Genomic DNA, 23,228 nt, shown 5'->3' on the forward strand with positions numbered 1-23,228 from the left:
GAGAGGGCTTGGGAGAGGAAGGGGCGACGCTTCGTAAGTAGAATCCCCTTCCTCTCCCAAAGTAAAAAGAAAAGTGAATACCAAAGAGAGCTATTTTGCTAGTTTTGCTCGCAACTGCAATACAGAGCGCAATTCAAGCCTCCACCCCCTTAACAAGAAAGATTAAATTTAATGCGCAACGCTAAATTTAGCCAAATCAAATTTAGCACCGTCAAGATACGGGTCTCGGCGAGTAAATTTTACGCTTTTACTTCAAGCGAGCGATCTCGGATAATTAAGTCGTGAAGGCGCAAATCCGCTAAAATTTGATAGAATTAGCAAAAAAGGCAAAAATGAAAACAAAACCGTTTTTATCGCAGCTGGCCGCGCTAGTCGTCGTTGCGGCGATATTTTACGCCAGCTACGGCGCCACAAACGCCCTCGCGAGCGCTCGCGCAAACGTGCCCGAGATTTATTTCGCATGGGAGCGCGCGCTGCCGTTTTGGGCGTGGAGCATCGTGCCGTACTGGTCGCTAAATTTGCTCTACGCGCTTGGATTTTTCCTCTGCCGTGACGCCGGGGAGCTTGCGCGCTACGTTACGCAGCTGCTGGCCGCGCAGATGATAGCGACGCTGTTTTTCATCGCTTTTCCTCTGCAAATGTCGTGGGAAAAGCCCGCGGTTTCGGGCCTTAGCGGCTTTTTATTCTCAAGCCTCGCCGCCTTTGACCTCCCGTTTAATCAAGCTCCGTCGCTACACATCATACTTTGCGTCGTGGCGGGCTCTTTTTACTTTCGCAAGGCGCGCGCGGTTTGGCTTAAGGCGGCGCTTGCGGCGTGGTTTGCGCTCATCGGCCTTAGCGTGCTGACAACGTATCAGCACCATTTTATCGACATTCCGACGGGGCTGGCTGCGGGCTGCTTGGTGCTTCTGATTCGTCCGCTAGATGGCGCGCCGCTTAGATTTGCCATGGCTAGGGAGGCCGCGCGCTACAAATGGGCGGCGCTATATCTGGGGCTTGCGTTTTTGACGCTTTTTGCGGCTATTTTAGGAGCTAAAATTTGGGGCGCGTGGATGCTGTGGCTATCGTGGGCGAGCCTTAGTTTCGCGCTGGTTGCTTGCGGTTACGTGTTTTTGGGCGCTGGAGTTTTTGCTAAAAACGGGCAAGGCCGTCACGCTTTCGCGGCTAAAGCTTTGCTTTTTCCCTATCTTTGCGTAGCGCGATTGAATGCGCTTTTTTGGCTGCGCGGACGCCGGCTTTCAGACGAGATTTTGCCAGGGCTCTATCTAGGCTCGGTTAAGGAGGCGGGCAAATTTGACGCGGTGCTAGACTGCGCGGCTGAGTTTGAGCGGCCTGGCGGCGCGCAAACTTACGCGAGCGTGCCTATGTTAGATATGATAACGCCGAGCGCGGACGAGCTAAAACGCGGCGCGGACGAACTCGAGCGGCTCGTAAAAAGGGCTCTTTGCGGCGGCGAAAATTTACAGCAAAAGACGGCGGAGCTGGGATCAAATTTTTGCGCCAAGGCGGGCTGCGCGCACTGGCGAGATTTTAAATTTCACAGGCAAGCGGGCTCGCGGGTAAATTTACAAACGCTCGGCTCGGCAAATGAAGGCAAGATCGCCGAGGCAGGGCAAATTCTCGCGGACTCAAACGAACGAGCCGCCAAGCAAAACGGTAAAAAGGTGTTGGTTTGCTGCGCGCTGGGCTACGGCAGGAGCGCGTCGGTGCTGCTTGCTTGGCTGGTGATTTACGCGGGACTAGGATTTGACGAGGCGCTAAATTTGCTAAAATCTCGCCGCGAAAAGATCGCAGTCGCTAGCTCGCTGCGTGAGCGGATAGCGCGGCTAGCCGCAGAAGCCCGCGAAATTTGAAAGCGGAGTAAAGAAGCGGCAAATTTAAGCGCGAAATAGGCGCAGGCCAAATTTGATCAAGTCCGGCTTGAGGGATCAAATTTAAAAAATCTGAAGGCTAGAAACAAGCGGCATTGCAAAATTCTCGGCGAAAACGAACGAAAATTTAACTAAACGCCCAAAATGAGGAGAGAAAATGACGAATGCGGAGAAAAACGAAAAAGCGGCGCAAGGCGGGGAGCACGAATGCCGCCAAACGGCGGACGATAGAGTCTTGGCGCTGGTTACGGCTAGATTTTTAGCGACGCATAGGCTGTTTTTCTTGTTAAATTTACTTCAGCTAGCCGTCTACCTTACGATTTTTACTCATTTTGCCGTGATTGCGGGCTTTTTGGCGGCTTTTGCGGTGTTATTTTATCTGCACGTTAGGCTGCATTTTGATATGCTTATTTTTAGGGATTTTGCGGATGAGAGACTGGGGCAGGGCGAATTTGACGCGGCGCTTGCGGCGCTAAATTTAGCTAGCAAGCCGCCTAAAATCCGCGATATGAAAAGTCGCTGCGCGGGAGCTTTGCGGCTATATAAACTAACGGCCGTGCTTAGTTTGGCGCCCATTTTAGCAGCCTTAACGATGCGTTATTTGGGCTAAATTTACGGCAAAATACTTTACTGGCGACTAGACGCAAATTTGCAAACGACAGGGTGGGTAAGGCCAAGACAAAAGCCACCTCGCAAACGAAACGCTAAGCACAAAGGCTGCTCGCGGTTTAAATAAACTCGTAAATTCGGATAAAAGCGCTCAAGCAAGCGACGAATGCGCACCCGAGTTTTGAGCGCCCCGCCAAAGAGAGTAAGGTAAAACAAAGCCGCGCCGATACGTTTTTTGGCAAATATGAGCGAGCCTAACGTCCTAAATTTAACCGCCCAGCAAACGCAAAACCAGGCAAGCGAGCGAAATTCGGCTACGGGCGGCAAAATTAAAGTATGATTTAAACAAAGGCGAATTTGCGCCAAAGCCGCGCGGTCGCCAAACTCCCAAAAAGCCTGCAAATTTAATCTAAAACGAAAGTATCATGCAAGCTAAATCCGCTTATTTGCTCCGATAAAAACGCGTCCAAAATAGCGCGAGAGAAAAACAGTCCCATGCCGTTTATATGAAACGCCTTATCTTCTACCTTTTGCGATAGCGATATTTTCCTAGGGGCGATTTGCGCCATTAGTTCGCTATATTCGTCTGGGGCGTTAATGCTTCTTACGATATCGATAAATTTTCCTTGCTCGTTATCGTAATCTTGATATACGAAAATAGACTCGGGAAAATTTACGATATTAACGCCGTATTTGGGAAAGCTAATAGCGAAATATTTACCACTCCAGCCGCCGATTTCGACGGGTACTTTTATCAGATTAACCTTAAAGGATTTAATGACGTCTGCTGCCTTTTGCGAAATCAAAAAATCCAAATCAAAAATACCCGAGTCGCAAGAAACGATATCGGTTTGTTTTGCTCGTTTTAGCGCAAACGCTTTAATGCCTTCGTCTTTAAATGCGGATAAATTTAGCGGATTTGTAAAAACGTCCGCAAATTTTTCTTTGACGTCTTTGGAGGAAAAGGATTTGGCGTCTATAAATTCCGTCTGATATAGGCCGTTTCTAACTCCGATTACCGCCGGTTCGCAGCTGGTTCTTATCTCTTGCAGCAAGCCTATCCTTTGCTCGTTAAATTTACTAATATCGTAGGCGTTTTATCCGCCGATAAGCGCGTATTTACGGCTTCTAGGGCTAATAAAAATTTGCGCCTTAAATCGTCTGAGGCTTTAGATAAATTTCTAACGTTTAATAAAAGGCATTCGTCATCGCCCAAAGAGTAGCGAGTCATGGGCTCTTCGTCTCCAAATGTTCTTAAATCAGATAAGCAATCTATCAAAGCGGCGAGATTTTTGCCGTAAAAGGTCGGAAAACCGAAAATTTCTGCCATTTTTAGGTGAAAATTTTTGTATTCTTCGTCTAAATTTTTAGAATAAATATCTAAAAAATCTATATCTACGCCAATAAATTTCATCGTTAAACGCCTTTAAATTTATTTTAACAAACAAGCCGTATCCACGCCTAAATAAAAAAAGAATTTTTCCGTAAATTCTAAACCGTTGATGTAAATTTCATCCTCTACGTTAAACAAATACGCATCCAGCCCGCCTAAATGCCTTAACTTTCTTTCCATCGTTTTTTTGTTTACCGCGGACAAATCGTCTAACTCTAGTTTTTCGTTTGCTTTTTGGATTTTCGTTTTTAAATTTTTTATAAATATATAATTAGAAAAGTCGGGCGGAACGATGTTTGATATATCGCAATTTATAAATTTAAAAAACGAGATTTTGCAGGCGGATAGGTTTAAATTTAGCTCGTCAAGCTTGCCCAACCTTTGGTTGCCGCCGATAAATTGGACTTCGGATATTTTCCCGATAATCGTATTTTTCTGAAAATTATTTACTAAAAATTTTTGGTCGGTTATTTTGCATTTATCAAATAAACACGAGAAATATTTTGTCGATAAGTCGTCTAATCTCGTCCCGCGAAAATCGCAACCGATAAATTTGCAATTATCGTAAACCGCATTTACCTGTCCGACGCTACGAAAATCTACCTTTTGAAAAACGGTATTTTCAAAATTAACGTTTTTTCGTAGGCCTATTCTCGCATTTGAAAAATCGCACTGAATAAATTTCGCATCCCTAACCGACAAACCGTCAAAAATCGCTCCGCCGAAGTTCTCGCCGCATACCGAAATATCGCGCAGCTCGTTGCTTATAAAAAGATTTTTCATTTTGTATTTGCTTTGCGTGCGTAAAATTTCATAGCGGCGCTAAGCTTTGGCGGTAAATTTTTTTTATAAGCGGCGAAAACTAGACGCTGCCCGTGCAAATAAAATAACTCGTCTTTTCTTTGCGCCGCCTTTTGCGGATATTTTTAGCCTCTTTAAGCTGCCGCTAGCGGGTCTTCGCCGAAGCTATTTGCCCCTACCGTACCGCGCGTAGCAAACCATACGATTAAAACGATCGGGCCGATGATTGGAATAAAAGAGAGCAGCACCCACCAGCCGCTTTTGTTTAGGTCGTGAAGTCTTCTGACGCAGACTGCGAGGTTTGGTAACAAAAGGGCTAAATTCGCAAGCGCAGAAACAAGCTCTGATTTTTCATATATGGTTGATGCACTTAAGTCTATGCAAACCGCAACTACGTCTACTATAAAAATAAAGACTAAAAACCACCAGTACTCCGACCTAGGCGCTCTGCCGTCAAACTTTACGTAGCCGTTAAGGCAACTTTTTATGGATTCGCCAAAAGTCACTGTTTATCCTTTGTTTTAAAATATTTTTTTATTTTATAAAAATAAATAGAAATATTTACTTAAGAATAGACATTTTGCGGGCTTAAATGAAGTAAAAATTTAGGCGTACTTAACTTAATCAAAAACCGTTTTTAGTTAAATGATATTTTTTGTGTTATTTTAGTAAGTCTAGGTCTAGAGTATCACGACTTCTGTTTTTAGCTCGACGCCAAACTGCTCCAAAACGCGCTCACGGGCTAAATTTATGAGTCCTGTCACGTCCGCAAAGCTCGCGCCGCCAAAATTTACGATGAAATTTGCATGCTGCTCGCTAAATTTAGCCCCGCCTATCGCGTAACCCTTTAGCCCGGCAGCTTCGATTAGTCTGCCCGCGTAGTCACCCGGCGGATTTACGAAACAGCTGCCAAAGCTAGCGCCCTTTGGTTGATTTGCGCGCTTGGCGGCAAAATCGGCGGCGAGCGCCGCATCAAATTCGCGCGAAATTTTAAATTCGGCGCCCAAAATCGGCTCATCTATCCCGCTTTTGCGGTAGCTAAAGCTTATCCTCTCGCGCTCTACCCAGCCGCGTCCCAGCCGCACCGCGAGTAGGTCGTCGCTGATACTAACGCCGCAAAGCCCCGCGTTCATTTTTATTAGTCCACCAAGCGTGCCGGGGATATTTTGCAAAAACTCAAATCCGCCGATACCCTGCTTTTTGGCGAAGTTGTAAATTTTGCCCGACTTCGTCGCAGCACCGATACTAAGCACGTCGCCGCTCAAATTTATATAATCAAACGCTCCGCCTAGCATCATCATCGCGGGCGGGTTTGGCGAAACGAGTAGGTTGTTCGCGCTGCCTATCATCACGCGGCCGGCAAATTCCGGCTTTAGCGCGTCCTCAATGCTTTCTAGCACCGCCACCTCGTGCACGCCGCCCACTCGCACCGAGCTAAATTTGGAAAAGTCTATAAGCTGCGTCATTGCACGAAATTTGGGATAAACTCTATCATGCGCGTCGTGAAATCGACCATCATCGAGACCATCCACGGCATCAAAAATATAATCACGACGACGACGAGGATGATCTTTGGCACGAAGCTTAGCGTCATCTCGTTTATCTGCGTCGTCGCCTGAAATATACTGATGATAAGGCCCGCCGATAGGCCCGCCAGCAGCATCGGAAAGCTTAGATAAAGCGCGATCTTAAAGGTTTCGATACCGAGTTCTATGAGCGTTGATTGCATTAGCTAAACCTTATATCGTTGTACTCGGCGGGTACGAGGTAGTTTTTCGCATCGATAGGTAGCGGATAAAATCCGCGCTCGTAGCCAAGCGCAAAAAGCCTATTTACCGCCTTTAGCTGCGTTTCGTTCATCGAGACGGAGCTAGCGTTTGCGTAGAGATTTAGGTAGGTTTTTAGCTTTTCTTTATCGACGCGGATGAGATTTCGCTCCATCAGCATGTGCGACAAAAGGGGCTTATGCGCGGTGGCGATGTGCACGCCCTCCGTTAGCACGCGCTCGCACTCGATAGCATCCGTTATCGGCAGGCTGCGGCGAACCGCCATACCGCCTAGCGGCAGCGGCAAATTTTCGCCCGCTAGCTCGCTCCAGATATCCCAGATCTCGCGCTCCACGCAAAGCTGCGGCGAAAAGTCAAGAATGCTTTCATGTATCAGCACGCCGGCGTCCGCCTCGCCGCTTAAAACCGCGCTCTCGATTTCTAGGAAATTTTTATAAACTATGCGCGCCTGCGGGTATGCCATGCGAAAAAGCAGGGCATTGGTCGTGTGTTTGCCGCTTAGCGCGACTTTGAAATTTCGCTTTAAAACCGCGCCCTTTTTCTTAACCAGCTTTGGTCCGTAGCCCTCGCCGAAGCTCACCGCCGTGCGCAAAAGCGCGTATTCGTCGCAAATAAGCGGATATAGCGCGAAGCTAATCGCCGTGGCCTCGTAAGTGCCCTTTAGCGCCTCGTCGTTTAGCGTCTGGATATCAAGCGCGGTGGCGCTAAATTTTAGATTTTTGGAGCTCACCCAGCCAAAATCAATCGCCTTATACATAAAAATATCGTCCGCGTCGGGCGAGTGAGCGACGTTTATACGCTTAAAAATCTTCAAATTTAATCCTTTTTGCTCTGCTTTAAATTTCGCGCGCGGCTAAATTGCGAAATTATAGTAAATTTTTGCTACAATCGCCATAAAAATGCGGAATTTATAAAGAAAAATATGGAAAATCAGGCGTATTTAAAAGAGCAAATTTTAACTTATCTCGGCAACAAACGCTCGCTTTTAGGCTTCATCGAACAAGGCGTAAATATCGCAAAAGAGGCGCTTGGCAAAGAAAAACTAAGCTGCTGCGACCTTTTTAGCGGCAGCGGCATCGTGTCTCGGTTTTTAAAATCCCATGCAAGCTTCATCATCGCAAACGACCTGGAGCTTTATAGCCGCGTCACAAACGAATGCTACCTCGCAAACGCGGACGCGAAATTTAAAAAAGAGCTTGATTTTTGGCATGAAAAACTAACTAGAGAAATCGGCGCAAATTTACGCGAGGGCTTTATCTGCGAGCTTTACGCGCCAAAGGACGAGGCAAATATCTCGGCGAGGGACCGCGTCTTTTACACGAGAAAAAACGCCGCCTACATTGACACTGCGCGCCAGACGATAGATACGCTCGTGCCGCGGGAGTTGCGCGTTTTTTTCGTCGCTCCGTTGCTGTATTCAGCTAGCGTACACGCTAACACCAGCGGCATTTTCAAGGGTTTTCATAAAAACAAGGACGGCCTTGGGCAGTTTGGCGGACGCGGCAAACACGCGCTATCTCGCATCACGGCAGACATCAGCCTACTTAAGCCTGTTTTTTCAAATTTTAACGTCAAATTTGACGTGCAAAGGCGAGATGCAAATGAGCTTGCCGCCGAGCTTCCGCCGCTTGATCTAGTCTATCTCGATCCGCCTTATAACCAGCACCCCTACGGCTCGAACTACTTTATGTTAAATTTGATCGCTAGCTATGAGCGTCCGAGCGAAATCTCGCGGGTTTCGGGTATCGCGCGGGGCTGGAACCGCTCGGTGTTTAATCAAAAATCAGCCGCTGCGCCGGCATTTTTCGAGCTAATCTCAAAGCTAAAAGCTAAATTCGTGCTCATCTCGTTTAACTCCGAGGGCTTCATCGCGCGCGAGGAATTTAGCGAGAATTTAGCCGGACTTGGCGAAGTGCAAATTTTGGAGCAAAAATACAACGCCTTTCGCGGCAGCAGAAACCTAGCCAGCCGTCCGACGCACGTTAGCGAGCTGCTTTACGTTTTAAAAAAGGCGTAAATTTAGAGCAAATTTGACCCCGCTCAAACCCGTCTCAAATTTACGCGAATAATCAAAAATTCATCTCAAATTTGATAAAATCAGCAAGATTATTTTAAATTTAAGGAAGCCGATGGCAAAAGAAAAAGAAGAGAAAAAGATAGTCCCGCCGACAAACGATTCGGACAAGAAAAAGGCCTTAGACGCGGCTTTAAAGCAGATAGACAAAGCATTTGGCAAGGGTACGCTGATCCGCCTTGGCGACAAACAAGTCGAGGCGATAGATAGTATCTCGACCGGCTCGCTAGGGCTTGATCTAGCCCTTGGCATAGGCGGTATCCCAAAGGGCCGTATCATAGAGGTTTACGGACCTGAGAGCTCGGGTAAAACGACTCTAACGCTACACATCATCGCCGAAGCGCAAAAAGCGGGAGCCACGTGCGCCTTTATCGACGCCGAGCACGCTCTAGACGTGAAATACGCGGCAAATTTGGGCGTAGATACCGAAAATCTTTACGTCAGCCAGCCCGATTTTGGCGAACAGGCGCTTGAGATCGTAGAAAACCTCGCTAGAAGCGGCGCGGTCGAGCTTATCGTCGTGGATAGCGTCGCGGCGCTAACTCCAAAAAGCGAGATTGAGGGCGACATGGGCGATCAGCACGTAGGTCTGCAAGCTCGTCTAATGAGCCAGGCACTGCGCAAGCTCGCGGGCGTCGTGCACAAGATGAACACGACCGTGATCTTTATCAACCAAATTCGTATGAAAATCGGCGCTATGGGCTACGGTACGCCAGAGACCACTACGGGCGGTAATGCGCTTAAATTTTACGCTTCCGTGCGCCTAGACGTGCGCAAGATCGCCACTCTAAAACAAAACGAAGAGCCTATCGGCAACCGCACGAAGGTAAAAGTCGTGAAAAACAAGGTCGCGCCTCCGTTTAAAACGGCGGAATTCGACATAATGTTCGGCGAGGGCATCAGCCGCGACGGCGAGATCATCGACTACGGCGTGAAGCTCGATATCATCGACAAAAGCGGCGCTTGGTTTAGCTACAAAGCCGCCAAAATCGGCCAAGGCCGCGAAAACGCAAAAGCCTATCTCAAAGAGCACTCGGAGATATCAGACGAGATCGTGGCGACGATAAAAAGCTCGATCGGCCTAGATAAGCTAATAAGCAGCTCAGGCGGCAAAGACGAAGACGGCGAAAGCATAGAAGAAAATACGGAGGAATAAAATAATGGTATTTATAGAAGACGTAACCGCGATAGAGGTGCTAGATAGCCGCGGCAACCCGACCGTGAAAGCAACCGTAGCTCTAAGCGACGGCACCGTAGCAAGCGCGATAGTCCCAAGCGGCGCAAGCACGGGCAAACGCGAGGCGCTGGAGCTTCGCGATAAAGACGAAAGATACTGCGGCAAGGGCGTGCTAAGGGCCGTTGAAAACGTAAATTCGCAGATCGCAGAGGCCGTGATCGGGCTGGATGCCTTCGATCAAAAGGCGCTTGATGACGAGATGAGGGATCTTGACGGCACCGATAACTACTCAAATTTGGGCGCAAATGCGGTGCTTGGCGTATCTATGGCGGTAGCGCGCGCGGCGGCAAAGAGCCTTGACGTGCCTTTGTATCGATACCTAGGCGGTGCGAATGCTACTGTGCTTCCAGTGCCGATGTTTAATATCATCAACGGCGGCGCGCATGCGAACAACAGCGTGGATTTTCAAGAATTTATGATTATGCCGTTTGGATTTGATAAATTTAGCGACGCGCTGCGAGCGGCGACTGAGATTTACCACACGCTAAAAGGCCTGCTAAACGCGGTGGGTCACAGCACGGCGGTGGGCGACGAGGGTGGTTTTGCGCCAAATTTAAACGATAACGAAGAGCCGATCAAACTAATCATGCAAGCCATCGAAAAAGCAGGCTACAAAGCGGGCGAGCAGATCAAACTAGCTCTTGACGTCGCAGCTAGCGAGCTGTACGAAAACGGCAAATATAAACTAGAAGGCAAGGAATTTAGCAGCGAAGAGCTGATAGAGCGATATGCGCAGCTTTGCGAGAAGTATCCGATATTTTCGATCGAAGACGGCCTAAGCGAAGACGACTGGGCGGGCTGGGCGAAGCTAACGAGCAAGCTTGGCTCTAAAGTGCAGCTCGTGGGCGACGATCTTTTCGTAACGAACGAGAAAATTTTACGCGAGGGCATCGCCAAAGGCGTAGGCAACGCGATCCTAATCAAACCAAATCAAATCGGCACCGTTAGCCAAACTATGCAGACGATCCGCCTAGCGCAGCGCAAAGGCTACCGCTGCGTGATGAGCCACAGAAGCGGCGAGAGCGAGGATAGCTTTATCGCGGACTTCGCCGTCGCGATGAATACGGGCCAAATCAAAACAGGCGCGACCTCAAGAAGCGAACGCAACGCAAAATACAACCGCCTGCTTGAGATCGAGTGCGAGACGGACGAGTTTTTGGGAAATCAAATTTGAGCGAAGTCCTAGACGAATACGTCGAGAAAAAGCCGTTTGATTTCAGGCTTTTTCTCAGATTTACGCTTATAGCGTTTTGCGTGATATGTTTTGGTATCTACGTGGGCAACATAATCTTTGGCAAGCGCTCGCTAGACGTGATGCTAAGCCTGCAAGAGCAAAAAACGCAGCTAGAACGCGACGTCGAAACGCTAAAAAAACAAAACGCCCAGCTGCAAAAGGCGTATTTCGAGCTAAAAGAGCTTGAGCCTAGCAGCGGCGGGTAAATTTAGCTTTATAAATTTAAAAACGGGGGAGTTATGAAAATCGGTAAAATTTGGCTTTTGGTGCTGGCCTGCGGGCTGGCTTTTGGCAGAGAAAATCCTTTTGCGCCCTCGGGCGATGTAAACGCGAGCATGGCTAGCAGCAACGTCGTGGAAAATTTGCCGCCTTTTGAGAAGCAAAATTTCAAATTTCCCGCCGACGCTAGAAACTTCATCTCCGTCACGCTAAAATACAAAAGCCTCGACGGCAGCATCAAGGAAAAAACCGTCGACATAAACAAAAGCATCTCGTGGCAGGATGAGTTTTTGCTAAGCAAGATCGCAGTACCAGTCGTCGTAGAAAAGCCCGACGTCTCGGTCACTAAAGAGGAGCCAAAAGCCGCCGCGATAGACGTCGCGCCAAAGCCTACCGAGCGCAACATGACCGTGCAGGAGCCGCTAAAAGACGTCGTCATAAAGCCGCTTGAAAAGCCGCAACCGCAAAAGCAGATCGTCTATAAGCAGACGAAATTTGAGATCTATCCGATGCAGATCAAGATCCTCACGACCGACGAGAAGCTAAAGGACTACTCGATCGACAAAGGCACCAAGGTCGTGATAGACTTCGCCTCGCAAACGGACGTAAACACGAGAAAAGACGAGCTTGACTGCGGCGCGTTTAAAACGGCGCTTTTTGGCTCGCACGGTAAATTTTACCGCGTAGTTTTTGATCTCGACGGCAGTTATAAGCACGAGATCGAAAAGACGCAGGACGGGTATCTGCTAAAGCTATCTAGATAAATTTGATTTTTACGCGCCGAGCTTTCGGCGTGTAAATTTGCACCGATAATTTCTCGCGGCAAGGACTAAATTTGAGCCTTCGCCGCGTTTTTAAATTTGGCTTTAAAATTTAGCCGAATTTGCCTTGATTTATTTTCCCTGCTTTTTCAGATTTTGCCCCCAATTTCACTCAAATTTAACTGCCCTTTGGCTAAGATTTCGCGAATTTGACTTAAGGGATAAATTTGAACAAACTCACACTTAGCCTCGCCGCTCTTTGCCTCATCGTTTTCGTAAATTTTATTTACGAAAAACTATCCGGCCCTACTCGCTTTGTAGTCACTGCTGATACTAAAATAATCCCGGGTTCCGAGCTAAGCAAATACGTAACGCAAGAGGAGATAGACGACTTTGCTTTTAGATATTGGGATATAGATAAGCAGATAAAAGATGGCGCATTTGTGGAAAATTTCCGTAAGCTTTTAAAATCAAAGCAAACGAATCAAATTTTAAAATTTATGCAAGATAATAACATTAGCGTAGACTCTCCACTAATAGATGGCGTTACTCCTTTGATGTACGCTAGCTTTTACGACGACGAAGCCACGGCAAAAAGGCTTATAGATATGGGCGCAAACGCTCGCGCGCAAGATAACTACAAACTCTCGCCCCTGGCCTACGCCATAGAAAACAACTCGACAAAGACCGCTAAGCTGCTGCTTGATAGCGGGGTTAAGTTTGATGAAGTAAAGGCGGTGCAGTACTACATAGATCCTCCGTTTTATAACAACATCGAAAAGCTTATCATAGACGGAGACGACGTAAAGATAATATTTGAAGACAACTATCAAGTTAACAAGGAATCCAAAGACGCAAATAACCCCATGAGGTATATAGTATGGCATAACTATGTCGAAATGGCCGATATAGTCCTTGCTAGCGGGTATAAACCAAAACTAGACGATCATCCCAATACGTTTTTTCACGGACTAAGAGACGATTCTGATTTTATGCGATCTTTATATATCTCGCTAGATAGTCACCCGGACTACGAACCCATGCTAGAGCTTCTTTTAAAATACGACGTCGTAGGGCAGCCCACTAAAGAGGAGCTAAAGAAGGCGTACGAGGAGTGCTATAAAAAGCGCAAGGGATGGATTGATTATAAAGAAAACTATATCTATAAAATGAATCAAGGCAGAGACGAAGAGGCCGAAGAAAAGATACAAAGAACCAATAATAAATACAAATATGCTCCTTACTGGCACATATATCAAGACGGCCTTTTGCAATACAAACCAAAGCCGATAGACCCGAAAAAGATAGAAGAATTTGACAAAGAAATAAATTTCTATAATCCGCATTGCCCTGATCAAAATGCTACGTTTAAAGACATTAGGGCTTTTATCAAATGGGCAAACGAAATGGAAAAACGAGACGGGATCAAGAGCGCTATAGGTAGAGCCGAAAGTGGCATGGCCCAGGTGATTTACGTAGATAGCAACCGAAGTAAATCAGACTCAAACTCAAATTTACAAAGCAAATAGATAAAAGGAGATAAAATGTCAGGGGGAAAATTTGATAGAGCGGAGCTTGCCTAAAGCGGTGGAGGTCACCGCTGAGCGCGGGAGATTTGACTCCGCAGTTTAAGTAGTGAGGCGCCAACTAGAAGCGGCTTGCCGTCAAATTTGGCCTAACGGTCTAGGTTTTAGCCTTGCAACAAGGCGCGGCTAAATCCGCAAACGTCGCAACCGATCTAAAATTTACGATCTGCGCTCGGCTAAGGCTAGAATCGCTTGGGCTCGTCCGTGCGTAAATTTACCCCGCCTTTTAACTTTGCTCGGCGCAAATTTGGCTTTATTTATCCGCACTTTTGCCGGCTTTTTTGGCTTCTAAAAACTCCTCGTAGCGGCGGTCGATGATTTGTTTGACCTCGGCATAGTTTTGCGGCGAGTTTTTTATGTAAAAATAGGCGTTGTCGAAGTTTTTATCACCGAATTTGCGCGCGACGAAATCGTCGTAATCCTGCAAATACCAGCCGTGAGTTTTAGCAAATTTCGTGCGGCCAGTGGTGTAGTAGGCCTTCGCAAACGCCTTGCCAGCGGCATTTAGCGCGTCGCTATCCAGCACGCCGTCCATGGCGTCGAAGAAATACCCGCGATAATCAAAGCTATCATCCATCCGCGCTATATCGTCCGCGAAATCCACCGCGAAGTCCTTGGAATAGAGCTTGCGCTCCACGCACCAGCGGAAGAAAAACGCGATGTGCGTCGCGCCGTTTTCATGCGGGATGTCCGTCGGCGCGTTTTTCGCGCCCCAGTGCCATTTTGCCTTGTCGTAGGTTACGTAGGCCATTTCGTCCTCCTTTGAAATCGGCGTATTTTACTAAATTTAGCTTTGCTTAGCGTAAGGACTCGCCCGCTGCTGGTAAATTTAGCGCTTGATTATCACAACTAAAAAGGATATAATGCCGCTTTTATTTCAAAGGAGAAAAATGAGCGAGAAAAATTTACAAATTTTAGGCTGGATAGGCACGTGCTTGTCGGTCATTATGTATATTTCCTACATCCCGCAGATAATGGGCAACCTCGAAGGCAACAAAACGCCTTTTATCCAGCCTCTAGCCGCAGCGATAAACTGCACGATCTGGACTAGCTACGGCCTACTAAAAGCTAAAAGAGACTACCCGCTAGCGGCTGCGAATTTGCCCGGCATCATCTTTGGACTTTTGGCGACGATAACGGCGTTTTAAGGGGCAAAGATCGCTAAATTTACCGATACGGCGAAGTTAAATTTGATATTTTTTGACGCGAGTTTCGGCGGCTCAAATTTGTAAATTCGACTTCAAATTTGAGTGCAAATTTTCTGAATTGTTTTGCTGTATTTTTAATATCTTGATTTTCTTGTTAAGGGGGAAGGGGCTTAAATTACGTTCTGCTAGCGGTTGCGAGCGTAGCGGTCTTTTTTGGCGGAGCGCAGCGAAGGTAGCGAACGCAGTAAAGCTAAGCAAAAGAGCTCCCTTTTGTATCCGCCTTTCTCTTTTTCTTGGGAGGCGGAAGGGGCTTTACTTCGCCTGCGGCTCGTAACTGCTAGCAGACCTACTTACGAAGCGTCGCCCCTTCCGCCCCCAAACCCCCACCATCTCCACTGCACGTGAGAGGTTGCTGCACTTCGTGCAGGTTTATTTGGCGCCGTCGCGCCGAAAATTTAAATTTGACGTTTTCAAGGTGCGGGTCTCGGTGGATAAAATTTTGAGGCTGAATTTTCAAATTTGATTAAATTTAAGTTTTTAAATTTGAACGTAAAACGATAAGGTGCGGTATTTTTTCGCTAGACAAGGCGGAATTTAAATTTTAAGCGTAGGCTAGACGGATAGTCTGCCGAGCTTAAAATTTAAATTCCAACGCAGTATAGCGGAAAAAGACAAGTCGCAAAACTAAAGATCTCTCGGATCGGCTATCTTGCCCGCCACCGCACTCGCCGCCGCTACGGCCGAGTTTGCTAGATACACCTCGCTCGTTCTATCGCCCATACGGCCGACGAAGTTTCTATTGGTCGTGCTCACACAGCGCTCGCCCACGCCCAAAATCCCCATATATCCGCCCAGGCACGCGCCGCAGGTCGGGTTTGAGACGACCGCGCCCGCTTCCGCGAAAATATCCATCAGCCCCTCTTTTTGCGCTTGCAGGGCGATCTTTTGCGTCGCAGGCGTGATGATGAGGCGAGTTTTGCGCGCTACCTTGCGGCCTTTTAGGATTTCAGCCGCGATACGTAGATCGCTTAGCCTGCCGTTCGTGCAGCTACCGATAAAGGCCTGATCGATGGCGATATCGTCTTTCACCGCTTCGCGCACGCTCTTGCCGTTGCTAGGTAGAAACGGATAGGCGATCACGGGGTCGAGCTTGCTAACGTCGATCTCTAAAATCTGCTCGTAGTTTGCGCCCTCGTCCGAGTAGTGCAGCTTCGGCTCGGCGCGTAAATTTTTACCTTTTAAAAACTCTTTCGTGGTTTCATCGACCGCGATGATGCCGCTTTTGCCGCCGGCCTCGATCGCCATGTTGCACATGCTAAAGCGCCCGTCCATATCGAGGCTATCTATCGTCTCGCCCGTAAATTCCAGCGCCTTATACAGCGCGCCGTCTACGCCGATGCGGCGGATGATTTCTAAGATGAGGTCCTTGCCGTAGACGTGGCGGTCTAGCTTGCCGCGAAAGATCACTTTGATAGTCGGCGGTACTTTAAACCAGTTTTTCCCCGTTATCATCGCATAGGCTAGATCGGTGCTACCCATACCCGTGGCAAAGGCTCCCAGCGCGCCGTGCGTACAGGTGTGGCTATCGGCGCCGATGATGACGTCGCCCGGCACCACGAGGCCCTTTTCGGGCAAAAGCGCGTGCTCTATGCCCATGTCCTTCTCGTCGAAATAATTTTTCAAATCGTGCTTATACGCAAAATCGCGGCTGATTTTAGCTTGGTTGGCGCTTAGGATGTCTTTTGCCGGGATGTAGTGGTCCATCACGACGCTAAAGCCGTCTGGATTAGCTAGCCTTGTCGCGCCGCTTCGCTCAAACTGCTTGATGGAGATAGGAGTCGTGATGTCGTTGCCGATGACCATGTCGATGTCGCTTTCGATGATCTCGCCCGCGAAAACCTCGCGCCCTACGTGCTCGCTGAAAATCTTTTCGGTGATGGTTTGCTTTTTATTTTGCATAAATTTTCCTTTTTTGCGGATACCGCGCGTTTTTAAAATTTAGCGATTTTAGCGAAAAATGGATAAAAAGAGATTGAGAGTAAAATTTGAGCGTTGCAAATACGAACCCTGTTCGGTTAAATAGCGCAGTACGCCGCGGATTTAAAACCGAATTCGGCGTTTTTAGGATGCGGGTTTGGGCGAGCTAAATTTGAAGCGAAAATTTGCAAATTTGATTTAAAGTCTGAGCGTAAGAAGCGAAGGCGAGGTATTTTTTCGCTAGACAAGGCGGAATTTAAATTTTAAGCGTAGGCTAGACGAATGGTCTGCCGAGCTTAAAATTTAAATTTCAACGCCGTATAGCGAGAAAAGACGAGCCGTTTAAATTTTAAAATTTAACGCTAGCAGTCAGCATAAACTGCCTCGCATACCCCGGCTGTATCGGTATGATATTAGCCTGCGTGCCGGTCGATGAGGACGTATAGTAGAGCTTGTCGGTCAAATTTTTGACGTTAAACGAGAAATTCGTCTCGTAGCCCGCAATCTTGGTATCGTAGCTGATAAATGCGTCGTAAACGACCGCATCGTCCATCTTAAAGCCCGTTCCCGCAGGCACGGCCGGTAAATTCGTCCTCATGTAGTAGGTGTACCATGAGCCAAAATACCTCGCTCCGCCGCCGATCCTTAGGCCTTTTGCGCCTAGATGGCTAAAGTCGTAGTTAGCAAAGAGACTGGCTTGGTGCTTAGGCGTGGCCTCTAGCGGTTTGCCCACTAGCACGGCAAACGCGCCGCTATCCTTGCGCACCTCGGTTTTAGTGTATGCGTAGCTAGCGCCCACGCTTAGCCCTTGCGTCACGCGGCCGTTAAAGTCAAACTCAAATCCTCTCGAGCGCGCCTCGCCCACGGGCGTACTTACGCTATTTACGGTGCGCATGATATTTTTCTTGTCGATGTTAAAGACCGCTGCGCTAGCCGTTATGCTATCGTTTTGAAATTTAGTTCCCAGCTCTACGCTTTTACCTTCTTCGGGCTTTATGTCGCCGATGTCGTCGCCACTGATCGCCATTTGCGGGCTAAAGCTTTGCGCGTAGTTGGCGTAAACAGACCACTCCGGCGTTAGCAGGTATAAAAGCCCCGTCTGCCACGTAAATTTGCCGTCTTGTTGATCGGTGGTGTTTGGTCCGCTAGTCGTGCCGCGCGCGACTTGGTCGTAGTATTCGTATCTAACGCCCAAAGAGTAGATCAAATTTTCGGTCAAATTTATACTATCTTGCGCGTAAAATCCGATCGTTCTTAGCTTTTGATACTGGATACCGGAGGCTCGGTCGGACGGATAGGGGACCGTGCCGTAGACTGGACTGTAGATATTTATCGGGAAGTTTTTGTGCGTCGTGCCGGAGCTGTAGCTGTTTAGCGCGCCGGGTCTATAGCGGTAGTACTCCTTTGCGTCGATGCCAAAGAGTAAGTTATGCTCTATCTCGCCCGTTTGCACGTAACCGTTTAAATTTAGCGATCCGGCGTGCGTGCGGTGGATAAATCCGTCGTACGCCTCGTTTCGTCTAGCCGCAACGCCCGTGTTTAAATTTACGTTCATTAGCCTGATGTGACCGTACTCGTGCTTTGAGCGGGAAAATGCGTAAGCGCCGCGCAGTAGCCAGTCCTCGCCGATATTTTTTTCAAAATTTACGTCTACGGTGTCGAGTCTGGTTTGTAGTTTATTAAACGGCTCGTCAAGGCGCCTTTTCTTATCTATCGGCAGTAGCTTGCCCGTGCTTGGTACTAGATACATACCGCGGTCGATCGGGTCGGTCGAGCGCGTGTGCGTATAGGCTAAATTTATGCGGTAATCATCGCCTTTATAAGAAAGAGAGGGCGCAAAGAGGACGTTTTTATATTCGCCAAACTCCCTCCAGTAGTCTTTTTGCATCATATCAAATATAAATCTATACGCAAAGCCGCTCTCCGCGATCGGTCCCGTGGTATCAAAGCCCGCGTTCCAATAGTTGCGGTTGCCGATACCCGCCCAAATTTCGTTTGAGAAGTCGTATTTTGGTTTTTTAGTGACCATATTTATGATGCCGCCGGGCTCTTGCGCGCCGTAGAGCAAGCTAGCCGGGCCTTTTAGCACCTCGACGCTTTCTACGGTTTTATTAAAGCTATGCATGACGCTAGCAGGTACGCCGTTTCGCATGATCGAGCCGTCGCGTCCGCCGCCAAAGCCTCGCTTAATGATCGAGTCAAAGATACCGCCCGTGGTGTTTCCGTAGCTAACGCCGCTAACGTTTTGAAGGCTTTCGGCTAGAGTTTCGGGTTTTTTATCCTTTAGCTGTTGTTGCGTCACGACGTTTACCGTCTGCGGGATCTCTAAAATAGGCGTATTCGTTTTGCCTACTTCGCTGGTTTTGGCGCGGTATCCGTCGTCCGCGCTCTCGCTAATCTCGACGCCTTGTAGCGCAACATCGGCGGCGAAAATTTGGGTTAAAAGCAGCGACGAGACCGCTAAACTTAGGCTGAATTTGTTCATTTATTTTTTCTCCGTTTTAAAATGCATTATCATTATATTATTCTTACGCTTAAATTTCGGCCTTATTTTAGGCTATAATTTCGGCTATGAAATACGCAAATTTAAAACAAATACAATCTTTTCTAGGCAAATTTAAAAAAATAACCGCAATCAGACGCGCGGGCGATATGGCGATATTTACCCAGTTTGACGGCGAGCTCGGGCTGTTTTTCGACCTTAGCAAGTCTGACTCCGCGATCTACGCAAATCCTGATTTTCTAAACGTAAAAGAGTACAAAGCGCCCTTTGACGTCGCGCTTAAAAAGAGGTTCTGGGGGGCTAAAATTTTAAATTTAAGCGTGCCCGAGGGAAATAGAATTTTAAAGCTGGAGTGCGAATTCCAAGGCTCGTATAAGAGCCTCGCCTCAAGCCTATTTTTGGAGTTTACGGGGCGCTTTACCAACGCGATCATCACGGACGAAAAAGGCGTCATAATCGAGGCTTTGCGCCATATAGATAATAATTTTCGTGTGATAAAACCGGGGCGCGAGCTGCTAGAGCTGCCGCCTGCAGCGATAAAAGAGCGCCAGACGCCGCCGATAACCGATTTTGCGCAGTATTTTAGCGAGGAATTTAAGCGCGTAAATAACGCAAAGCTAGAAAATCTGCGCGCCGTAAAATCGGCCGCGATAGAGCGAAAAATGCAAAATTTAAGCGAGATTTTATCGGGTCTTGAAAACGAAGCGGATCTGAATGCGCAAAGCGAAATTTTAAGCAAAAACGCGGGGCTGATCCTGTCGAATTTACACGCGCTAAGGGACTACGAGCGCGAGGTAACGCTAAATGATTTCGAGCGAGGCGAGGTGCGGCTCGTGCTGGACGATAGTCCTAAAATCGCCGCAAACGCGATGTTTGCTAAGGCAAAAAGGCTAAAACAAAAGGCGGCGGGCCTGGTTATCGAGCGGCAAAATTTGACCGAAAAGCTGGAGTTTTTATCAAATTTGCAAACGCTCGTAAATGAAGCAAAAAGCGCCGAAGAGCTAGAGATCCTAGCGCCTAAAAAAGCCCGCGCCGCAAAGCAAAAAGAGCAAAATCAAAACGTTGAGGATTTTTACGTCGAAAGCTATAAAATCAGCATCGGACGCAACGAAAAAGGCAACGTCTGGCTGCTAAAAAACTCGAAAAAAGACGACGTCTGGATGCATCTAAAAGACCTGCCGTCCGCGCACGTCATCATCAAAACCGCAAAAAGCGCTCCCAGCGAGGAAATTTTGAGATTTGCGGCGAAAATTTGCGTAAATTTTAGCGTCAAAGGCGACGGGACGTACGAGGTTGATTTTACCAAACGTAACAACGTCAAAATTATGAGCGGCGCAAATGTAAATTATATTAATTTTAAGACGATATTAGTAACAAAGCACGACTAAAAGAGGAGGCGAAAAGTGGCTGTAACACCCCTTGGCAACACGATTTTTATCAATCAAAACGTAAATATGGTCTCAAACAAGGTTGCCGACGTCCAAAATAGATTTGACCTACAAAACCTCGCCGCCGCATCGCTAGCAAGCGACGAAAAACAAGAGGTCTCCGAAGTGCGACCGACCGAGGAAACCTACAAAATCGACCCCGAAAACGAGCACGAAAAGCAAAAGGGCAGGCAGGAGCAGGGCGAGCTCGCCTCGGAGCAAAAAGGCGAAAATTCTGACGACGAAGACTCCGAAGAGCACGTCGCGGCTAACGACTTTCCGCAGGCATCGCCCGTATTTCATCATCTTGATCTTAAAATTTAAGCTTGCGGGCTTAAATTTGACCGCTCGCGGTTAGGCGGTCAAATTTGGCTCGATTTAGATCAAATTTGAGCCTTTGTCCGCTAAATTTAAGCAGCCGTTTTTAGCAAAAACAAAATCTAGCGTGGCTCTTTAAATGCGCGCCGAATTTGCCGCCTCGCTCGGTAAAATTTAACCCAAATCCGCCAAATTTACCGACCCGTTTTAATCAAAACTAAATTTTAACGCAAATCCGTTAAATTTAACCGCCAGCTAAAGCCCGCAAAGGTAAATTCGCCTCAAATTTCGGCGCTTTTAAGCGAAAATTTTATACAATCGTTACTCAAAAAAGGAAAAATCATGAAAACGCGTATAATCACCGGCGTCGCGCTATTTGCGGCGGTTTTGGTCATCTTTTTCGTCGATAGTTATCTGTTAAATTTCGCCATTTTAGGCTTCGTGCTTTACACGGCCTTTAGCGAAGCGCAAAAGCTCTACGGCCTGCAAGGAAGCTCTCTTGCTCTCGTGGCGGTTATTTTTTACCTGCTCACGCCCTTTTCAAACCCCGCATTTATCGCTATTTTAGCGGTCTTGCTCGTGGTTAGTTTTCTCGCGCACTTTAAGAGCGAAAATCTAACGCCCGCGCTGCCGTTTTTGTATCCGATGACGCCTATTTTTCTCATCTGGATGCTTTATTCGCTCTACGGCGTGGGCTACTTGGCGTGGCTGATTTTAACGGTCGTGGCGTGCGATAGCGGGGCGTTTTTCGTCGGTAAATTTTGCGGTAAGCACGCCTTTAGCGAGACTTCGCCGAACAAAACCTGGGAGGGCGTCGCGGGCGGTATCGCCGTGGCTACGGTCTTTGGCGCGGGCTTTGGCTGGGTGCTGACCGATAGCTTATGGCATAGCCTCATTACGGCGTTTTTGGTTGCGGTTTTTGGCGTGTGGGGCGATCTTTTCGAGAGCTACTTAAAGCGCCGCGCGGGCGTCAAGGATAGCGGCACGCTGCTACCGGGTCACGGCGGTATGCTTGACCGCGTCGACGGCTATTTGTTCGGCGTCGCGGCGATGCTCTGGACGCTATCGTGGTAGTGCTGGGCTCGACGGGCTCGATCGGGACAAATACTTTAAATTTGGCCCGCAAATTCGGCCTTAGTATCGAGGCGCTAAGCTGCGCGTCAAACTACGAGCTTTTAAACGAGCAAATCGCCGAATTTAAGCCCAAATTCGTCTGTATCGCCGAGCCTAAATTTGCAAAATTCGTAAAGCACAAACGCGTTTTTGCGGGCGCGCAGGGCATCCGCGATATGCTAAAAGAGTGCGAGAGCGAGCGCGTCGTAAACTCTCTAGTCGGCTTTGCAGGGCTGGCTCCGAGCCTAAGCGCGCAAAAGCTAGGCAAAAAGCTAGCGCTTGCCAATAAAGAAAGCCTCGTCGCGGGCGGCAAATTTTTAGATAGGGGCGCGATAGATCCGATAGATAGCGAGCATTTCGGACTTAAATTCTTGCTCGCAAACAAAACCCCGGTCGCTAGGCTCGTCATCACGGCCTCGGGCGGCGCCTTTTACAAAACCCCAATAAAAGCCCTAAAAGACGCCCGCGCCGCAGACGCGCTAAAGCACCCAAACTGGAACATGGGCGCAAAGATCACGATCGACAGTGCGACGATGGCGAACAAGCTTTTTGAGGTGCTAGAGGCCTTTTGGCTCTACGGCGTGCGGGATATCGAGGCGCTCATCGAGCGCACGTCCACGGTGCACGCGCTGGTGGAGTTTGCCGACGGCTCAACTACGGCGCATCTATCTAAAACCGATATGATTTTGGCCATCGCGCATGCGATTTTGGGCAAGGATGGTGCGCTAAATTTGAACGCCGCTGATACAAAAAACGCGCAAATCGTGCCGAATTTAGACCTAAAAACTCTAAAAAATATAAAATTCGGCGAGATAAATTTGAAAAAATATCCTATCTTTTCGCTAAAAGACCAAGCTTTGCAAAACCCAGATCTTGGTGTAGCGATAAACGCCGCAAACGAAGTGGCTGTGTATAAATTTTTGCGCGGCGAGTGCGGATTTTTAGATATCTCGCGAACGGTTTTAACCGCAGCAAAGAGGTTTGAAAACGAGAAGATAGAGGGCGAGAGTAAGATATTTGAATTGGATTTAGAAGTGAGAGCGTGGGCGGAAAAGTTGCTTAAATAGAGGCTTGTCTTTTGAGCGCTTTTTGCGGATTTCGTTAAAATTTGACTCGATAGGCTACATGCCTTATCTTCGTCAAATTTTAACTTCAAAACCCCAAAAATCA

Annotated in this window: 23 protein-coding genes; 13 read left to right on the plus strand and 10 right to left on the minus strand. The window is 47.9% G+C overall.

The features are described from left to right. Positions 1 to 332: 332 nt before the first annotated feature. A complete protein-coding gene (locus Q0218_RS05105; protein WP_297967045.1) occupies positions 333 to 1,853 on the plus strand; it encodes a dual specificity protein phosphatase family protein in 1,521 nt (506 codons plus the stop codon). Positions 1,854 to 2,028: 175 nt separating this feature from the next. Then, positions 2,029 to 2,481, plus strand: a complete 453-nt coding sequence (locus tag Q0218_RS05110; RefSeq protein ID WP_297967048.1) for a hypothetical protein — start codon at positions 2,029 to 2,031, stop codon at positions 2,479 to 2,481. A gap of 403 nt (positions 2,482 to 2,884) precedes the next feature. On the opposite strand, the gene Q0218_RS05115 is transcribed toward Q0218_RS05110, so the two are convergent. The 7 genes from Q0218_RS05115 to Q0218_RS05145 form a co-directional block, all read right to left on the minus strand. Next, the gene (locus Q0218_RS05115) at positions 2,885 to 3,535 is read right to left on the minus strand and encodes a hypothetical protein (RefSeq protein WP_297967050.1); all 651 of its coding nucleotides are present in this window, start codon (positions 3,533 to 3,535) and stop codon (positions 2,885 to 2,887) included. A gap of 2 nt (positions 3,536 to 3,537) precedes the next feature. Beyond that, a complete protein-coding gene (locus Q0218_RS05120; protein WP_297967052.1) occupies positions 3,538 to 3,894 on the minus strand; it encodes a barstar family protein in 357 nt (118 codons plus the stop codon). A gap of 18 nt (positions 3,895 to 3,912) precedes the next feature. Continuing rightward, entirely contained in the window at positions 3,913 to 4,656 is a 744-nt protein-coding gene (locus tag Q0218_RS05125) for a pentapeptide repeat-containing protein (protein WP_297967054.1), read from the minus strand. A gap of 152 nt (positions 4,657 to 4,808) precedes the next feature. Further along, a complete protein-coding gene (locus Q0218_RS05130; RefSeq protein WP_297967057.1) occupies positions 4,809 to 5,180 on the minus strand; it encodes a DUF805 domain-containing protein in 372 nt (123 codons plus the stop codon). Between the two features lie 174 nt (positions 5,181 to 5,354). Then, positions 5,355 to 6,140 carry a UDP-N-acetylmuramate dehydrogenase gene (locus tag Q0218_RS05135; RefSeq protein WP_297967060.1) on the minus strand — a complete coding sequence of 262 codons (786 nt, stop codon included), beginning with the start codon at positions 6,138 to 6,140 and terminating at the stop codon, positions 5,355 to 5,357. Next, positions 6,137 to 6,403, minus strand: a complete 267-nt coding sequence (gene fliQ, locus Q0218_RS05140; RefSeq protein ID WP_002953589.1) for a flagellar biosynthesis protein FliQ — start codon at positions 6,401 to 6,403, stop codon at positions 6,137 to 6,139. Before fliQ ends, Q0218_RS05135 begins: the two co-directional genes overlap by 4 nt. Further along, positions 6,403 to 7,269 carry a menaquinone biosynthesis family protein gene (locus Q0218_RS05145; RefSeq protein WP_297967092.1) on the minus strand — a complete coding sequence of 289 codons (867 nt, stop codon included), beginning with the start codon at positions 7,267 to 7,269 and terminating at the stop codon, positions 6,403 to 6,405. The genes fliQ and Q0218_RS05145 overlap by 1 nt, the downstream gene beginning before the upstream one ends. A 114-nt stretch (positions 7,270 to 7,383) precedes the next feature. Here Q0218_RS05145 and Q0218_RS05150 point away from each other — a divergent pair, with 114 nt between their 5' ends. The 6 genes from Q0218_RS05150 to Q0218_RS05175 all read left to right on the plus strand — a co-directional run bounded on the left by Q0218_RS05150 (position 7,384) and on the right by Q0218_RS05175 (position 13,515). Next, positions 7,384 to 8,478: a DNA adenine methylase gene (locus Q0218_RS05150; protein WP_297967063.1), complete on the plus strand. Its 1,095-nt coding sequence runs from the start codon at positions 7,384 to 7,386 to the stop codon at positions 8,476 to 8,478. A gap of 112 nt (positions 8,479 to 8,590) precedes the next feature. Beyond that, a complete protein-coding gene (gene recA / locus Q0218_RS05155; protein WP_297967066.1) occupies positions 8,591 to 9,691 on the plus strand; it encodes a recombinase RecA in 1,101 nt (366 codons plus the stop codon). 4 nt (positions 9,692 to 9,695) lie between these two features. Next, complete coding sequence (eno, locus tag Q0218_RS05160) at positions 9,696 to 10,946, plus strand: phosphopyruvate hydratase (RefSeq protein ID WP_297967071.1); 1,251 nt, start codon at positions 9,696 to 9,698, stop codon at positions 10,944 to 10,946. Beyond that, positions 10,943 to 11,212, plus strand: a complete 270-nt coding sequence (locus Q0218_RS05165; protein ID WP_002953583.1) for a hypothetical protein — start codon at positions 10,943 to 10,945, stop codon at positions 11,210 to 11,212. The genes eno and Q0218_RS05165 overlap by 4 nt, the downstream gene beginning before the upstream one ends. 33 nt (positions 11,213 to 11,245) lie before the next feature. Next, a complete protein-coding gene (locus Q0218_RS05170) occupies positions 11,246 to 11,989 on the plus strand; it encodes an AMIN domain-containing protein (RefSeq protein WP_297967073.1) in 744 nt (247 codons plus the stop codon). Between the two features lie 224 nt (positions 11,990 to 12,213). Continuing rightward, positions 12,214 to 13,515: an ankyrin repeat domain-containing protein gene (locus Q0218_RS05175; RefSeq protein WP_297967075.1), complete on the plus strand. Its 1,302-nt coding sequence runs from the start codon at positions 12,214 to 12,216 to the stop codon at positions 13,513 to 13,515. Positions 13,516 to 13,825: 310 nt separating this feature from the next. On the opposite strand, the gene Q0218_RS05180 is transcribed toward Q0218_RS05175, so the two are convergent. Next, positions 13,826 to 14,323 (minus strand): hypothetical protein, encoded by a 498-nt coding sequence (locus tag Q0218_RS05180; RefSeq protein ID WP_297967077.1) that lies wholly within the window; start codon positions 14,321 to 14,323, stop codon positions 13,826 to 13,828. Positions 14,324 to 14,462: 139 nt separating this feature from the next. Between Q0218_RS05180 and Q0218_RS05185 the strand changes: the two genes are divergently transcribed. Next, positions 14,463 to 14,720 carry a SemiSWEET family transporter gene (locus Q0218_RS05185; RefSeq protein ID WP_002951935.1) on the plus strand — a complete coding sequence of 86 codons (258 nt, stop codon included), beginning with the start codon at positions 14,463 to 14,465 and terminating at the stop codon, positions 14,718 to 14,720. 684 nt (positions 14,721 to 15,404) lie between these two features. Here the strand turns inward: Q0218_RS05185 and leuC are convergent. Together leuC and Q0218_RS05195 are read right to left on the minus strand one after the other, a co-directional pair. After that, entirely contained in the window at positions 15,405 to 16,679 is a 1,275-nt protein-coding gene (gene leuC / locus Q0218_RS05190) for a 3-isopropylmalate dehydratase large subunit (protein WP_297967079.1), read from the minus strand. 367 nt (positions 16,680 to 17,046) lie between these two features. After that, positions 17,047 to 19,182, minus strand: coding sequence for a TonB-dependent receptor (locus tag Q0218_RS05195; RefSeq protein ID WP_297967081.1), 2,136 nt, complete (start codon positions 19,180 to 19,182; stop codon positions 17,047 to 17,049). Between the two features lie 86 nt (positions 19,183 to 19,268). On the opposite strand from Q0218_RS05195, the gene Q0218_RS05200 reads away from it, so the two are divergent. From Q0218_RS05200 to dxr, 4 genes are all read left to right on the plus strand, one after another. Beyond that, positions 19,269 to 20,588: an NFACT family protein gene (locus Q0218_RS05200; RefSeq protein WP_297967083.1), complete on the plus strand. Its 1,320-nt coding sequence runs from the start codon at positions 19,269 to 19,271 to the stop codon at positions 20,586 to 20,588. A 15-nt stretch (positions 20,589 to 20,603) separates the two neighbouring features. Next, entirely contained in the window at positions 20,604 to 20,951 is a 348-nt protein-coding gene (locus Q0218_RS05205; RefSeq protein WP_297967085.1) for a hypothetical protein, read from the plus strand. A gap of 336 nt (positions 20,952 to 21,287) precedes the next feature. Next, complete coding sequence (locus tag Q0218_RS05210) at positions 21,288 to 22,019, plus strand: phosphatidate cytidylyltransferase (RefSeq protein ID WP_297967087.1); 732 nt, start codon at positions 21,288 to 21,290, stop codon at positions 22,017 to 22,019. Continuing rightward, complete coding sequence (dxr, locus tag Q0218_RS05215; protein WP_297967088.1) at positions 22,013 to 23,125, plus strand: 1-deoxy-D-xylulose-5-phosphate reductoisomerase; 1,113 nt, start codon at positions 22,013 to 22,015, stop codon at positions 23,123 to 23,125. The genes Q0218_RS05210 and dxr overlap by 7 nt, the downstream gene beginning before the upstream one ends. Positions 23,126 to 23,228 lie beyond the last annotated feature (103 nt).

The organism is uncultured Campylobacter sp. (genome assembly GCF_938039245.1).
In the GTDB taxonomy this organism is placed as follows: domain Bacteria; phylum Campylobacterota; class Campylobacteria; order Campylobacterales; family Campylobacteraceae; genus Campylobacter_A.